Below are 14,473 nucleotides of genomic sequence, written 5' to 3' on the forward strand. Positions count from 1 at the left end.
CTAGCGACCGCCAAAGCGCAGCGCGCTGAACGGCGCCGGGTCGACGAACGGCATCTCGCGCGTGATCTGTTCGGCGAGCAGGCGGCCGGTCGCGGGACCGAGCGTGAAGCCGAGGTGACCATGGCCGAAATTGAGCCATAGACCCGGATGCTTCGGCGCCGGCCCGACGATCGGCATCGAATCCGGGAAGCACGGCCGCGCACCCATCCAGGGCTCCCGCTCGATCGCCTCGCCGATCGGGAACAGCGCCCGCGCCTGCGGCATGATCCGCTCGATCTGGACAGGCGTCGGCGGAGCGTCGCGCTCATCGAATTCAATGCCCGTCGTGATGCGGTAGCCCTGACGCATCGGCGTCAGCACATAACCATGATCGACATCGACGATGGGCCGATCGAGCGCGGCATCGCCCCGCGGCTTGAAATGCTGGTGATAGCCGCGCTTGACGGCAAACGGCAGCCGGTAGCCCATCGGCGCCAGAAGGTCCATCGACCAGGGTCCGAGCGCCACGACGACGTCGGGTGCCGTCGCGGGGCCGGTCGTTCGGTCGACGACCCAGAGATCGTTCTCGCGGCGCAGTGAGCGCGCATCGCCCTGGGCCAGCACGCCGCCCATCAGATCGAACAGCCGCGCATGCGCCTTGGTGACGCCGCCCGGACTGGACACGGACACCGATTCGGGCCAGAGGACGCCGCGCGCGAACACAGGCGAGAGGTCTGGCTCGAGATCGACGATCTCATGGCTGCCAAGCACCTGGTAGCGGACGCCGAAATGATCGGCCAGCGCGAGATGCGCCTTGGTCCCGGCCTCGAAGCTCGCAATGCTGCGATAGCCCTTCAGCCAGCCGGTGCCCCGGAAGAATTCGACGGCGCGGCTCTTGCCGGCGAGCGAACCATGCTCGGCCGCGGCATGCGAGAGGATCGGGTTCATCGCCTCCGCATAGGCATCAATGCCGCGCGGTCCCGTGGCCGTGCGCAGCTTCAAGAGCCAGGGCGCGAGCCGGGGCAGGAAGCGGCGGTTATAGTTGAGCCGCGCTTCCTCGTTGCGGGCGATGCGGTAGAGCTCGGCAAGGCCACGCGGAAAGACGATCGGATAGAAACCTTCGCGCTCGATGACGCCGGCATTGCCATAGGAAGTGGCCTCGCCGGGCAAACCCTTGTCGAGCAGCAGGACACTCCGATTGCGGCGCAGGAGATGAATGGCGGCGGACACGCCGACGATGCCGGCGCCGAGCACGATCGCATCGAACTTGTCCATGAATGCTTGTCGACCTTACCGATGAATCGCCGCGACGCGGCGTCAGATAGGGGAGTTTGCCCGCAGTGCTCGCCCGCGGCAATTGCCGCTGTCTCACCCTCGTGTTACGGCCGTTGTAAAGGCCTCGGTTTCCTGCGTCCGAGGTTTCTGTCCGGAGAGTCCGCCATGGCCCATCTGCCCCTCATTGCCCCGTCCGTCCTGTCATCCGATTTCTCAAAGCTCGGCGAGGAAATCCGCGCAATCGACGCGGCGGGAGCGGACTGGATCCATCTCGACATCATGGACGGGCATTTCGTGCCCAATATCACATTCGGACCGGATGTCGTGAAGGCAGTACGCCACGCCACGACCAAGATCTTCGATGTGCATCTCATGATCGCGCCAGCCGACCCGTATCTCGACGCCTTCGCGGCGGCCGGCGCCGACGTGATGACCATCCACGCCGAAGCCGGGCCGCATCTCCATCGCTCGCTTCAACACGTTCGTGGGCTCGGCAAAAAGGCCGGCGTCGCTATCAATCCCGCGACGCCCGAGAGCGCGCTCGAATACGTTCTCGATCTCGTCGACCTCGTGCTGGTGATGACGGTCAATCCGGGCTTCGGCGGCCAGAGCTTCATCCCCGCCTCCGTCGAAAAGGTTGCGCGGGTGCGCCGGATGATCGGCGCGCGGCCCGTGCGCATCGAGGTGGATGGCGGCGTCTCGCCTGATACTGCGCCGGCACTGATCAAGGCGGGCGCCGATGTCCTGGTCGCCGGGTCCGCCGTCTTCAAGGGAGACCCCGCGGCCTATGCCAGCAATATCGCGGCGATCCGCGGTGTAAGGCGCGGCGCCTGAGCGCGCCGGGGGTTACGCCGAGCGGCGAAATTCGCTAGATCAACGCCGACCCGCTGCCCTCGCCATTCGCCAAGGAAGCCACTGCATGATCCCGCGCTATTCCCGCCCCGAGATGACGACGATCTGGTCGCCGGAGACGCGCTTCCGCATCTGGTTCGAGATCGAGGCTCATGCGCTCGACGCACTGGCTGAAATCGGGACTGTGCCGAAGTCGGCCGCCGAAACGGTCTGGGCCAAGGGCAGCGCGGCAACCTTCGATGTCGACCGCATCGACGAGATCGAGCGCACGACCAAGCATGACGTCATCGCGTTCCTGACGCATCTGGCTGAGATCGTCGGTGAGGACGCTCGCTTCGTGCATCAGGGCATGACCTCCTCGGACGTGCTCGACACCTGCCTCAACATTCAGCTCGTCCGCGCCGCCGATCTGCTGATCGCCGATGTCGACCGCCTGCTGGCGGCGCTGAAGCAGCGCGCTTTCGAGCACAAGGACACCGTCACCATCGGTCGCAGCCATGGCATCCATGCCGAGCCGACCACCTTCGGGGTCAAGCTGGCGCAGGCCTATGCAGAGTTCGAGCGCGGCCGCGCCCGTCTCGTCGCCGCGCGCACCGAAGTCGCCACCTGTGCGATTTCGGGCGCGGTCGGCTCCTTCGCCAACATCGATCCGCGCGTCGAGGAACATGTCGCGGCTGCCCTCGGCCTTGCCGTCGAGCCCGTCTCGACGCAGGTCATCCCGCGTGACCGTCACGCGATGTATTTCGCGACGCTCGGCGTCGTCGCGTCGTCGATCGAGCGGCTGGCGACCGAAATCCGACACCTGCAGCGCACCGAGGTTCTGGAAGCCGAGGAGTATTTCTCGCCGGGCCAGAAGGGCTCCTCGGCGATGCCGCACAAGCGCAATCCCGTCCTGACGGAGAACCTCACCGGGCTCGCGCGCCTCGTGCGCGGCATGGTCGTCCCGGCGATGGAAAATGTCGCTCTCTGGCACGAGCGCGATATCTCGCATTCCTCGGTTGAGCGAATGATCGGACCGGACGCGACGGTGACGCTTGATTTCGCGCTGAACCGGCTCGCCGGAGTGATCGAGAAGCTGCTGATCTATCCCGCCAATATGCAGAAGAATCTCGACCGGCTCGGCGGCCTGGTCCATTCGCAGCGCGTATTGCTGGCATTGACCCAGAAGGGCGTTTCGCGTGAGGACGCCTATAGTCTGGTCCAGCGCAATGCGATGAAAGTCTGGGAACAGGGCGCTGACTTCCTCACCGAGCTCAAGGCCGACAAGGACGTGACCGCCGTGCTGTCCGACGAGGAACTCGAGGAGAAGTTCGACCTCGGCTATCACACGCGGCATGTCGACACGATCTTCCGCCGCGTCTTCGGCGAAACCGCCTCCGCATGACACGGAGCGGATGACGCGAGCGGCGGACTTGCCTTATTGAGGAGGGGTCGCACCCCTCCCTCGTGATCCGGATCTCCGCATGGCCTCCCCCTTCGACATCCCCCTGAAGCGCATCGACGGCAGCGAGACGACGCTCGCCGACTATGCCGGCAAGGTGCTTCTCATCGTCAACGTCGCCTCGAAATGCGGGCTGACGCCGCAATATGACGGCCTCGAAGCGCTCTACGCGAAATACAAGGACAGCGGCCTCGTCGTGATCGGCTTCCCGGCCAATGATTTCGCCGGGCAGGAGCCGGGCTCGAACAAAGAGATCGCAGAATTCTGCCGCGCGACCTATGGCGTCGATTTCCCGATGTTCGCCAAGATCTCCGTGAAGGGCGATGACCGTCACCCGCTCTACGATTGGCTGGCCGGCGACGAGGATATCAGCTGGAATTTCGAGAAGTTCCTGATCGGACGCGATGGCGCCGTCGCGGCCCGCTTCAGCCCGAAGACCGTGCCCGAAGACCCGGAAGTCGTCGGCGCGATCAAGGCTGCGCTCGCCGACGCCTAGTATGTCGGAACATGCGAGGCCGGGTCGCGCCCGGCCTCGCTTTTTGCAAACGCGGGGTTCAGGTATCCTCGCCGTAAAGCACGCCCGAACGGAACAGCAGTCCGGCGAGCGCCGCGCCGAGGAATGGTGCGATGATGAACAGCCAGAGCTGCGCAATCGCCTGGCCGCCGACGAACAGCGCCGGACCAATGCTGCGCGCCGGATTGACCGAAACGCCGGTAACATTGATGCCGACAATATGGATCATGACCAGCGTCAGGCCGATGGCGACGCCCGCGAAGTGATTGAGCGCGATCTTGTGGGTGACGCCAAGGATGACGACCAGGAAGATGAAGGTCGCGGCCGTCTCGAACAGGAACGCTGAGACGGTGTTGTATTCGCCGAGATAGCCGGCACCCCAGCCATTGGTGCCCATGCCGCCCTCCCAGCCCGACGCCTTGCCCTTCATGATCAGGAAGAGAAGCAGCGCGCCGACGATCGCGCCGGCGACCTGGGCGATCACATAGGAGATGAAGTCGCCAACGGACAGGCGGCCGGCAACCAGCGCGCCGAGGCTGACGGCAGGATTGACGTGACAGCCGGAGACCGGACCGATCGCATAGGCCATGGCGACGATGGCAAGACCGAAGGCAAAGGCGATGCCGAGGACGCCGACCGTGGTCGCACCAACTTGCGGACCGGCGATCACCGCCGCTCCGCAGCCAAAGAAGACGAGCGTAAAGGTGCCGATAAACTCGGCAATGGGCTTTCTCATGATTTCCCCCCGAGCGGCATAAGTCGCCGCCACAAGAGAAAATACGTCTCGCCAATAAAAAGTGCAAAAGTGAACAGAGCGAGCTAGGCCGGCCCTTCGTCAGTCGCGTCGCGCTTCCGACAGCATGGTCGCGGCGCCAAGCGCGAAATAGGCCGCATCGACGCCGACGGCGATGAAGTCATAGCCGAGCATGCGATAGAGCCGGGCCTGGGCGCCGTTGAGCGCGAAGATGCCGACCTTCTTGCCGGCGGCGTGCGCACGCGTGCGGATCAATGAGGCGGCTTCCTGGTTATCAGTCCGCATCGGGTCGACATTCGCGCCGGCCGAAAGCGCGATCGAGAGATCCGAAGGTCCGATAAAGACCGCATCGAGGCCGGGGACCGCCAGGATCGCATCCAGAGCCGTCATGGCCTCGACCGTCTCGATCATGGCGAAGACAAGCGTCGTCATGTTGGCGGTCGCGAGATAGTCAGCGGCTTCGACCCCTTGAAGCTGGATCGTGCGCGTCGGACCCCAGCTCCGCTGGCCGACAGGCGGATATTTGGTGGCAGCGACCAAAGCCGTGGCGTCATCCGCCGAATTGATCATCGGCGCGATCACCGCCGAAGCGCCCATGTCGAGCGCGCGGCTCGCCATCGCGAAGTCGCCGACCGGGACACGGACAATCGTCGATCGCCCCGCGAGCGTCACAGCACCGATCCCGCGCATGACGCTGATTGCGTCATGGAGCCCATGCTGCATGTCGAGCGTCACACAATCGAAGCCGGCCCGCGCTGCGCTTTCAGCAACGAGGGGATCCGGCATCGCAATCCACGCCGAGAGCGCGGGAGAACCTTTCGCCAGCCGCGCGGCGAGCGAGACGAATGTCATGGCAGCGCCTCGTGCGGCGGGCCCTCAGCCCTCGGTCTTGATGTCTTCGATCGCCTTGGCGAGCAGTTCGTCCATGGTGCGGCGGATCTGATGGTCCGACTGCGCGATGCCGGCGGCGTCGAGGTCCTGGCGGATCTTGCGGAAGACGTCCTCGTCGCCCGCTTCCTCGAAATCAGCGGCGACCACTTCGCTCGCATAGGTCTCGGCCTCGGCGCCCGCCTTGCCGATCAGAGCCGCGGCCCAGAGGCCGAGCTGCTTGTTGCGGCGGGAGATGGCCTTGAAGCGAAGCGCTTCATCATGGGCGAACCGGTTCTCGAAGGCGTCCTTGCGCTGGTCGAACGTCGTCATCGGGCTCTCCGCTTGGATCAATGGACTGACGGCGAGCTGTTCGGCGGGCCGCAGGCTGGATGGCCTCTTGCATATAGTGACGGATACCCCAAATCAACGTCGACGCCGCCCCGACCCAACCGCCACAAGGTGGCCTCGCTCCAAATGGCCGCAATTGTGGCTCATTGTTAATTGGGGAGCGATCGGGTAGGTTCACGCCGCGCGGACGGCCCTGATCGGGTTCGGCCGGCTGAACTTTCGCCGCGGCGAATCCCTGTATATTGGAACCCCGGCCTAATGGATTTCCTCAAACCACGGTATGTGCCCATGAACCGCCGTCGGCGCATCTATGAGGGCAAGGGCAAGATCCTTTTCGAAGGACCTGAGCCCGGCACGCTGATACAATTCTTCAAGGACGACGCCACCGCATTCAACAAGAAGAAGCATGAGGTGGTCGACGGGAAGGGCGTGCTCAACAACCGCATTTCCGAACACATCTTCACTCATCTGAACAAGATGGGCATTCCGACTCACTTCATTCGGCGGCTCAACATGCGTGAGCAGCTGATTCGCGAAGTCGAGATCATCCCGCTCGAAATCGTCGTCCGGAACATCGCCGCCGGCTCGCTGGCGAAGCGCCTCGGCCTCGAGGAAGGCACCGTCCTGCCGCGCTCGATCATCGAGTTCTATTACAAGGCCGATGCGCTCGACGATCCGATGGTTTCGGAAGAGCACATCACCGCCTTCGGCTGGGCGACGCCGCAGGAAATCGACGACATCATGGCGCTCGCCATTCGTGTCAACGACTTCCTCTCCGGTCTTTTCCTCGGTGCCGGCATCCAGCTCGTCGATTTCAAGATCGAGTGCGGCCGGCTCTGGGAAGGCGACATGATGCGCATCGTTGTCGCCGACGAGATTTCGCCCGACAGCTGCCGCCTGTGGGACGTCGCCACCCAGAACAAGCTCGACAAGGACCGTTTCCGCCGCGATATGGGCGGTCTCGTCGAAGCCTATCAGGAAGTGGCGCGCCGCCTCGGCATCCTGATCGAGCCCGATCGCCCCGTCGGCGGCGGTCCCGTGCTCGTCCAGTAAGCCATCACGACTGCGGCCGCCCCAAAGGGCGGCCGTTTCCGTTCCGCCTGTCAGGCGGCATCGTCCATCCTCTTCGCGTCTACCGGAGCATCCATGAAGGCCCGCGTCACCGTCACCTTGAAGAACGGCGTCCTCGATCCGCAGGGCAAGGCGATCGAAGGCGCGCTTGGCGCGCTCGGCTTTGCCGGCGTCGGCGGCGTCCGCCAGGGCAAGGTGTTCGACATCGAGATCGCCGGAACCGATGCGGACAAGGCCAAGGCCGATCTCGAAGCCATGGCGGCCAAGCTGCTGGCCAATACGGTCATCGAGAATTACCGCGTCGAGATCGTGGGCTGAGCGACATGAAATCCGCCGTCGTCGTCTTCCCCGGGTCCAATCGCGAGCGCGACATGATCGCGACGCTGGAAAAGATCAGCGGCCAGCGCCCGGTCAGCGTCTGGCACGCCGACAGCGAACTGCCCAAGGTCGACCTCATCGTCATCCCCGGTGGCTTCTCCTATGGCGACTATCTGCGCTCGGGCGCCATCGCGGCCCGTGCGCCGATCATGGCGGCAATCGCCCGCGAGGCGGAGCGCGGCGTCGCGGTTCTCGGCGTTTGCAATGGCTTCCAAATCCTCTGCGAAGCCGGGCTGCTGCCGGGCGTGCTGATGCGCAATGCCGGCCTCCGCTTCATCTGCAAGGAGGTCGAGCTTCGCGTCGAGACGACCGCCTCGGTCTTCACATCCGGTTATGCCAAGGGCCAGGTGATCCGCTCGCCCGTCGCTCATGGCGACGGCAATTACCGCGCCGACGACGAGACGCTGGCCCGCCTCAAAGGCGAGGATCGCATCGCGTTCCGCTATGTCGGCAATCCGAACGGCTCGATCGACGACATCGCCGGCATCCTTTCGGAAAAGCGCAACATTCTCGGCATGATGCCGCATCCGGAAAACCTGATCGAACCGCTGAATGGCGGCACAGACGGGCGCCCGCTGTTCGAGAGTGCGCTGAAGGCTGTCGCCTGAACTATTCCTTGACGGGATAGTCCGCGAGCTCCGGCCGCATCGCCTCGATGACGAAGTCGACCAACGCGTCAGGCGCTTCGAGGTAGAATTCGCGATCGGAATAGGCGCCGACATGAGCTGTGACGCCGCGCTCGGCGAGCCAACCGGCCAGGGTCTCGAGTTCGTCGCGCGGCGTCAGGCTGAGAAACGAGACCTGCGAGCGCGCGCGCTCGGGATCGTCATGCGAGGCTGCGACGCGGGAGAATTGCAGGTCGATGTTGAAGCCCGCCTTGCGCAGCCAGATCGCGCGCTCGGTGCGCCGGAGTTCGGTGAATCCGAGACGCTCCTTGAACAGCGCAACGATCGTTTCGAAATGTCCCGCGGCAACGCGGTTGGCGACGTGATTGAATTCCATGGCTCGCTCCGGTCGCCTCGCATCTGTCATGAGCTTGGCTGATTCGCGCCGAGGCGGCAGCTTTTTCGTTGCTGCCATTTACATGCGGGCCGCCGCGCTCTATCCGAACCTCAAATCCCAAGGTCGAGGTCATCCGTGCTTGCCAACGATACGCCGATCACGCCCGAACTCGTCGCGAGCCACGGCCTCAAGCCCGACGAATACCAGCGCATCCTCGATCTGATCGGCCGGACGCCGACGCTGACCGAGCTCGGCATCTTCTCGGCGATGTGGAACGAGCACTGCTCGTACAAGAGTTCCAAGAAGTGGCTGCGCACGCTGCCGACCACAGGCCCGCGCGTGATCTGCGGGCCGGGCGAGAATGCCGGCGTCGTCGATATCGACGATGGCGAGGCGATCATCTTCAAGATGGAAAGCCACAACCATCCCTCCTTCATCGAGCCCTATCAGGGCGCGGCGACGGGCGTCGGCGGCATCCTGCGTGATGTCTTCACCATGGGCGCCCGTCCGGTCGCAGCGATGAACGCGCTGCGCTTCGGCGCGCCGGAGCATCCCAAGACCCGCCATCTCGTCTCTGGCGTCGTTGCCGGCGTCGGTGGCTATGGCAATTCGTTCGGCGTGCCGACCATCGGCGGCGAGGTCAATTTCCACGCCCGCTACAATGGCAACATCCTCGTCAACGCCTTTGCGGCCGGCCTCGCGCGCGCCGACAGCATCTTCTATTCGAAGGCCGAGGGCGTCGGCCTGCCGGTTGTCTATCTCGGCTCCAAGACCGGCCGCGACGGCGTCGGCGGCGCCACCATGGCCTCGGCCGAATTCGACGAGACCATCGAGGAGAAGCGCCCGACTGTGCAGGTCGGCGATCCCTTCTCCGAGAAACTGCTGCTCGAAGCCTGTCTTGAGCTGATGAAGACCGGCGCGGTGATTGCGATCCAGGACATGGGGGCGGCCGGCCTCACCTGTTCGGCGGTGGAGATGGGCGCCAAGGGCGATCTCGGCATCGAGCTCGATCTCGACAAGGTGCCCTGCCGCGAGGAGGGCATGAGCGCTTATGAAATGATGCTCTCCGAGAGCCAGGAGCGCATGTTGATGGTGCTGCGGCCCGAGCAGGAGGCCGAAGCCGAGGCGATCTTCCGCAAATGGGGTCTCGATTTCGCGATCGTCGGCTACACGACCGACGACCTGCGCTTCCGGATCCTGCGCCATGGCGAGGTCGTCGCCGACCTGCCGATCAAGGAACTGGGCGACGAAGCGCCCGAATATGATCGCCCCTATACGCGCGCCATACCGCCAGCCGCGATCGCGGCCGGCGATGTCGCAGAGCCTAACGATTATGCCGCTGCACTGATCAAGATCGTCGGCGCTCCCGACATGGCCTCGCGCCGCTGGGTCTGGGAACAGTATGATCATCTGATCCAGGGCAATACGGCGCTTCGTCCGGGTGGCGACGCCGGCGTCATCCGCGTCGAAGGCCACGAGAAGAAGGCCCTTGCCTTCTCCCTCGACGTCAGCCCGCGCTATTGCGAGGCCGATCCCTTCGAGGGCGGCAAGCAGGCGATCGCCGAATGCTGGCGCAATCTGACGGCGGTCGGCGCCGAGCCGCTCGCCGCGACGGACAACCTCAATTTCGGCAATCCTGAAAAGCCCGAGATCATGGGCCAGCTCGTCGGCGCCATCGAAGGCATCGGCGAAGCCTGCCGCGCGCTCGACTTCCCGATCGTCTCAGGCAATGTCTCGCTTTACAACGAGACCAGCGGCGTCGGCATCCTGCCGACCCCAGCGATCGGCGGCGTCGGCCTGCTTCCCGACCTCTCCGTCATGGCGACCGTCGCCTTCAAGCAAGATGGCGACGCGATCCTCCTGATCGGCAAGGCGGGCAGCCATCTCGGCCAGTCGATCTATCTGCGGGAAATCCTCGGCCGCGAGGAAGGGGCGCCCCCCCCGGTCGATCTCACGGAGGAACGCAAGGTCGGCGACTTCGTCCGCAGTCTCATCCGTGCCGCCAACGTCACCGCCTGCCACGACATTTCCGATGGCGGCCTCGCCGTTGCGCTCGCAGAGATGGCGATGGCCGGACGGCGCGGCGCGGCGATCCGCCTGCCGGCGACCGACGCCCGCCATGCCTATCTGTTCGGCGAGGACCAGGCGCGTTATGTCGTGACGGTTCCAGCTGGTGCCGCCGATGGCGTCCGCGCAGCTGCCGAGACGGCAGGCATCTCGGCTACACTCCTTGGTCATGTCGGAGGCGAGAGCTTGGATGTGGCGGACATCGCCACCATATCTGTTGCAAAGTTGACCGAGGCCCACGACAATTGGTTCCCGGCATTCATGGCGGGCGGCATCTGAGCCGTCACGAGAGCGCGACGACGACCGGCGGGGAATGATCATGGCAATGGACGCGCGCGAGATCGAAGGCCTGATCAAGGCGGCTCTGCCCGACGCTCGGATCGTCATCCGCGATCTGGCCGGCGACGGCGACCATTATGCCGCCGAAGTTGTGTCGGAGATGTTTCGCGGCAAGAACCGTGTGCAGCAGCACCAGATGGTCTATGCCGCGCTGAAGGGCAATATGGGCGGCGCGCTGCATGCTCTGGCCCTGCAGACGAGTGCACCTGAATGACGACGCGCTGAGGCGCGATTTGCAACGACGCCGGATCGGCCCTCCCCCGTCCGGCCAGCCGAGGAAGTTGAAGACATGTCCGATATCAGCGCTTTCATCGACAGCGAAGTGAAGTCGAACGACGTCGTGCTGTTCATGAAGGGCACGCCGGCCTTTCCGCAGTGCGGCTTCTCGGGCCAGGTGGTCCAGATCCTCGATTACCTCGGCGTCGACTATAAGGGCATCAACGTGCTCGCCGATGCCGACATTCGCCAGGGCATCAAGGACTATTCGAACTGGCCGACGATTCCCCAGCTCTATGTGAAGGGCGAGTTCGTCGGCGGTTGCGACATCATTCGCGAGATGTTCCAGGCCGGCGAGATCCAGTCCTTCCTGACAGAGAAGGGCATCGTGGTCGCTCAGTCGGCCTGAGCCGATTCATCAGCTACCATTCAGGAGCGCCGCCGGAATCCATCCAGCGGCGCTCGTTTGTTTGCTGCGTGTGAAATGGGAATTCAGCGGAGCCGCGTCGCCTGGCAATGCCAAGCGACTGGCGTGATGCGCTGCAGCTTGAAGCCGAATGATTTTCCGCTTGGATAATAAAACGGAACCGCCACGGTCGTCGATCGTTGAAGCAGCGATGCAATGCGTGGCGATGGCTTCAAGCATCGGATGATGGGGCGGGATCATCATCAGACGAATAGCATGCCATCGCCGTGATCGACGGAGAGTTACTATGATGAAGCCCATGAAGACGATGATGTCAGCGGGTCTTGCCGCAGCCATTGCGATCGCAGGTCTGGCAGCAGTGCCGTTGTCGGCACAGGCGGACACCGCCGTCCGCGCCGATGGCTCCTACGATGTCGCGCAGTATTATCGTGGCAATGGCTGGCATAATCGCGGCCCCGGCTGGAACCATGGTCCCCGCCCCGTCTATCGTCACCCCGGCTGGCGCGGCCCTGGCTATTATCCGCGCCCGGGCTATCGCGGCACCTACTACTATAACAACTATAATTCCGCCCTCGCCGCCGGCGTCTTTGGCCTGGCAGCTGGCGCGATCATCGGCGGCGCCGTCGCGAACAACAATCAGCAGCGCTACGCGAACGACTATGTTGCCTATTGCTCGCAGCGCTACCGTTCGTTCAATGCCGCGACCGGTACCTATACCGGCTATGACGGGTTGCAGCATCGCTGCATCGCCCCGCAATAATCAGGGCATCGTTTCCGCCTTTGCCGCGGCCCCGAAAGGGCCGCGGTTTTTCTATGGGCGAAGCGCGAGTCCCGCGAAGTCGAACAGGCTGCGATCGACCAGATGCGAGGGATTGGCGTTGCCGAGCGCCTTCAGCATGATGTCCTTGCGCCCCGGCGACTTCTGCTCCCAGTCGGCCAGCATGGCCTTGATCTGGTTACGCTGCAGACCCTCCTGCGAACCGCAGAGATCGCAAGGAATGATCGGAAACTGCATCAGCGCCGAAAAGCGCCCGATATCGTCCTCGGCGGCATAGGCAAGCGGCCGCAGCACGAACAGATCACCTTCCTCATTGACCAGCTTCGGCGGCATGGTTGCGAGCTTGCCGCCATGGAAGAGATTGAGGAAGAACGTTTCGAGGATGTCCTCACGGTGATGGCCAAGCACCACGGCCTGGCACCCTTCCTCGCGCGCGACACGGTAGAGATGGCCGCGCCGCAACCGCGAGCAGAGCGCGCAATAGGTTCGGCCCGCCGGCACCTTCGAGACCACAACCGAATAGGTGTCCTGCCGCTCGATGCGGTAGGGCACGCCGACACTTTCGAAGAAACGCGGCAGCACGTCGGCCGGGAAGCCCGGCTGTGCCTGATCGAGATTGCAGGCGAGCAGATCGACCGGCAGCAGGCCGCGCCATTTGAGATCGAGCAGCATCGCCAGCATGGCGTAGGAATCCTTGCCGCCCGAAAGGCAGACTAGCCAACGGTCGCCGGGACGAACCATTCCAAAATCATCGAGCGCCGCGCGTGTCTGGCGCACCAGCCGCTTGCGCAGCTTGGCGAAGGCGACCGATTTGGGCGCGTCGCGGAAAAGCGGATGCGCCCCGGCGACATCGTGTTCAGGCTCGTCGATGGTCGCGTCGTCGATCAGATCGGTCATTGGAACGGATTCCTGCGAAGCGCGCGGGAGACCTCTTTGCCGCGAAGCCCCGGCGCATGCAAGGCGGTTGGCCTTCCCAGCGGCCGATCGGGCATGACGTCTTGTGCGCAATGCAGCAAATGGCCTATCCTTGAGGCCTGCGCCGGCGCGTCCTGGCCGGCGTTCAGCCCCATCATCATCCCCCATACCGCCACGGAGCCACAGATGTTCATCTGCACAGGCTATGCCGCGCAATCGGCCGACGCGCCCCTCGCACCCTACACATTCGAGCGCCGCGACCCCGGTCCGAGCGATATCGAAATCGAGATCCTTTACTGCGGCGTCTGCCATTCCGACCTCCACACGAACCGCAACGAATGGCACAACAGCGTCTATCCGACGATTACCGGCCATGAAGTCGTCGGCCGCGTCCGCCGGATCGGAAGCGCCGTGACCAAGTTCAAAGTGGGCGACCTCGCTGGCGTTGGCTGCCTGGTCGATTCCTGCCGCACTTGCGAGAACTGTGCAGTCGGACTGGAGCAGTATTGCATTCCAGGCGCGACCGGGACCTATAACAGCCCCGACAAGCACACCGGCAAGATGACCTATGGCGGCTACTCCAAGGCCATCGTCGTCGATGATTATTTCGCGCTGAAGATCCCGGAAAACCTCGATCTAGCCGCCGTGGCGCCGCTGCTCTGCGCCGGAATCACGACCTATTCGCCGCTGCGCCATTGGAAGGTCGGCCCGGGCCAGACCGTCGGCATCGTCGGTCTCGGCGGCCTCGGCCATATGGGCGTCAAATTCGCCCGCGCGTTCGGCGCCCATGTCGTCCTGTTCACGACATCCGAGAGCAAGCGCGCCGATGGCGAGCGGCTTGGCGCGCATGAAGTCGTCGTGACGCGCGAGCCTGACGCCTTGAAGCCGTGGGCCGGCAAGTTCGACTTCATCCTCGACTGCGTCTCGGCCGATCACGACATCAACGCCTATCTGAACCTGCTCCGCCGCGACGGCACGCTCTGCCTCGTCGGCGCGCCTGAGAATCCGCAGCCGATCGCGGCCTTCAGCCTTTTGGGCGGACGGCACAGCTTCGCCGGATCCGGCATTGGCGGACTGCCCGAAACGCAGGAGATGCTCGATTTCTGCGCCGAGCACGGCATCACCTCCGATATCGAGATGATCGCAATCGACCAGATCAACACCGCCTATGAGCGGATGCTGAAAAGCGACGTGAAGTATCGCTTCGTCATCGACATGGCGACCCTTCCGGCCGCCTGACCTGCCAG

The 14,473-nt window shown here is 64.1% G+C and carries 18 protein-coding genes; 11 read left to right on the forward strand and 7 right to left on the reverse strand.

Features of this window, described 5'->3' with window-relative positions; translation table 11 throughout:
- Positions 1-1,254, reverse strand: a complete 1,254-nt coding sequence (locus tag LB518_RS14745) for an NAD(P)/FAD-dependent oxidoreductase (RefSeq protein ID WP_224578281.1) — start codon at positions 1,252-1,254, stop codon at positions 1-3.
- 165 nt (positions 1,255-1,419) lie between these two features.
- On the opposite strand from LB518_RS14745, the gene rpe reads away from it, so the two are divergent.
- The 3 genes from rpe (at position 1,420) to LB518_RS14760 (ending at position 4,043) form a co-directional block, all read left to right on the forward strand.
- Positions 1,420-2,088 (forward strand): ribulose-phosphate 3-epimerase, encoded by a 669-nt coding sequence (rpe, locus tag LB518_RS14750; protein WP_224578282.1) that lies wholly within the window; start codon positions 1,420-1,422, stop codon positions 2,086-2,088.
- Positions 2,089-2,173: 85 nt separating this feature from the next.
- The gene (gene purB, locus LB518_RS14755) at positions 2,174-3,490 is read left to right on the forward strand and encodes an adenylosuccinate lyase (protein ID WP_224578283.1); all 1,317 of its coding nucleotides are present in this window, start codon (positions 2,174-2,176) and stop codon (positions 3,488-3,490) included.
- Between the two features lie 79 nt (positions 3,491-3,569).
- Complete coding sequence (locus LB518_RS14760; RefSeq protein ID WP_224578284.1) at positions 3,570-4,043, forward strand: glutathione peroxidase; 474 nt, start codon at positions 3,570-3,572, stop codon at positions 4,041-4,043.
- Between the two features lie 58 nt (positions 4,044-4,101).
- Here LB518_RS14760 and LB518_RS14765 read toward each other — a convergent pair whose 3' ends face one another.
- The 3 genes from LB518_RS14765 to LB518_RS14775 all read right to left on the reverse strand — a co-directional run bounded on the left by LB518_RS14765 (position 4,102) and on the right by LB518_RS14775 (position 6,015).
- A complete protein-coding gene (locus LB518_RS14765; protein WP_224578285.1) occupies positions 4,102-4,797 on the reverse strand; it encodes an aquaporin in 696 nt (231 codons plus the stop codon).
- Between the two features lie 99 nt (positions 4,798-4,896).
- Positions 4,897-5,667 carry an HpcH/HpaI aldolase family protein gene (locus LB518_RS14770; RefSeq protein ID WP_224578286.1) on the reverse strand — a complete coding sequence of 257 codons (771 nt, stop codon included), beginning with the start codon at positions 5,665-5,667 and terminating at the stop codon, positions 4,897-4,899.
- A gap of 24 nt (positions 5,668-5,691) precedes the next feature.
- On the reverse strand, positions 5,692-6,015 hold the full coding sequence (locus tag LB518_RS14775) for a DUF1476 domain-containing protein (RefSeq protein ID WP_224578287.1): 324 nt from the start codon (positions 6,013-6,015) through the stop codon (positions 5,692-5,694).
- A gap of 306 nt (positions 6,016-6,321) precedes the next feature.
- On the opposite strand from LB518_RS14775, the gene purC reads away from it, so the two are divergent.
- The 3 genes from purC to purQ all read left to right on the forward strand — a co-directional run bounded on the left by purC (position 6,322) and on the right by purQ (position 8,090).
- On the forward strand, positions 6,322-7,086 hold the full coding sequence (purC, locus tag LB518_RS14780) for a phosphoribosylaminoimidazolesuccinocarboxamide synthase (protein ID WP_224578288.1): 765 nt from the start codon (positions 6,322-6,324) through the stop codon (positions 7,084-7,086).
- Positions 7,087-7,179: 93 nt separating this feature from the next.
- Positions 7,180-7,422 carry a phosphoribosylformylglycinamidine synthase subunit PurS gene (purS, locus tag LB518_RS14785; protein ID WP_224578289.1) on the forward strand — a complete coding sequence of 81 codons (243 nt, stop codon included), beginning with the start codon at positions 7,180-7,182 and terminating at the stop codon, positions 7,420-7,422.
- A gap of 5 nt (positions 7,423-7,427) precedes the next feature.
- Positions 7,428-8,090, forward strand: a complete 663-nt coding sequence (gene purQ, locus LB518_RS14790; protein WP_224578290.1) for a phosphoribosylformylglycinamidine synthase subunit PurQ — start codon at positions 7,428-7,430, stop codon at positions 8,088-8,090.
- 1 nt (position 8,091) lies between these two features.
- Here purQ and LB518_RS14795 read toward each other — a convergent pair whose 3' ends face one another.
- The gene (locus LB518_RS14795) at positions 8,092-8,484 is read right to left on the reverse strand and encodes a VOC family protein (RefSeq protein WP_224578291.1); all 393 of its coding nucleotides are present in this window, start codon (positions 8,482-8,484) and stop codon (positions 8,092-8,094) included.
- 135 nt (positions 8,485-8,619) lie between these two features.
- Here LB518_RS14795 and purL point away from each other — a divergent pair, with 135 nt between their 5' ends.
- From purL to grxD, 3 genes are all read left to right on the forward strand, one after another.
- On the forward strand, positions 8,620-10,830 hold the full coding sequence (purL, locus tag LB518_RS14800) for a phosphoribosylformylglycinamidine synthase subunit PurL (protein ID WP_224578292.1): 2,211 nt from the start codon (positions 8,620-8,622) through the stop codon (positions 10,828-10,830).
- A gap of 40 nt (positions 10,831-10,870) precedes the next feature.
- Positions 10,871-11,104, forward strand: coding sequence for a BolA family protein (locus LB518_RS14805; RefSeq protein ID WP_224578293.1), 234 nt, complete (start codon positions 10,871-10,873; stop codon positions 11,102-11,104).
- Between the two features lie 75 nt (positions 11,105-11,179).
- A complete protein-coding gene (gene grxD, locus LB518_RS14810) occupies positions 11,180-11,515 on the forward strand; it encodes a Grx4 family monothiol glutaredoxin (protein WP_224578294.1) in 336 nt (111 codons plus the stop codon).
- Positions 11,516-11,524: 9 nt separating this feature from the next.
- On the opposite strand, the gene LB518_RS14815 is transcribed toward grxD, so the two are convergent.
- A complete protein-coding gene (locus LB518_RS14815; protein WP_224578295.1) occupies positions 11,525-11,776 on the reverse strand; it encodes a hypothetical protein in 252 nt (83 codons plus the stop codon).
- A gap of 43 nt (positions 11,777-11,819) precedes the next feature.
- On the opposite strand from LB518_RS14815, the gene LB518_RS14820 reads away from it, so the two are divergent.
- Positions 11,820-12,293, forward strand: a complete 474-nt coding sequence (locus tag LB518_RS14820; protein ID WP_224578296.1) for a BA14K family protein — start codon at positions 11,820-11,822, stop codon at positions 12,291-12,293.
- A gap of 51 nt (positions 12,294-12,344) precedes the next feature.
- Here the strand turns inward: LB518_RS14820 and ttcA are convergent, their stop codons facing one another.
- On the reverse strand, positions 12,345-13,208 hold the full coding sequence (ttcA, locus tag LB518_RS14825) for a tRNA 2-thiocytidine(32) synthetase TtcA (protein WP_224578297.1): 864 nt from the start codon (positions 13,206-13,208) through the stop codon (positions 12,345-12,347).
- Between the two features lie 204 nt (positions 13,209-13,412).
- Between ttcA and LB518_RS14830 the strand changes: the two genes are divergently transcribed.
- Positions 13,413-14,465: an NAD(P)-dependent alcohol dehydrogenase gene (locus LB518_RS14830; protein ID WP_224578298.1), complete on the forward strand. Its 1,053-nt coding sequence runs from the start codon at positions 13,413-13,415 to the stop codon at positions 14,463-14,465.
- Positions 14,466-14,473 lie beyond the last annotated feature (8 nt).

This window comes from Mesorhizobium sp. BR1-1-16 (assembly GCF_020165495.1).
GTDB lineage: Bacteria > Pseudomonadota > Alphaproteobacteria > Rhizobiales > Kaistiaceae > Kaistia.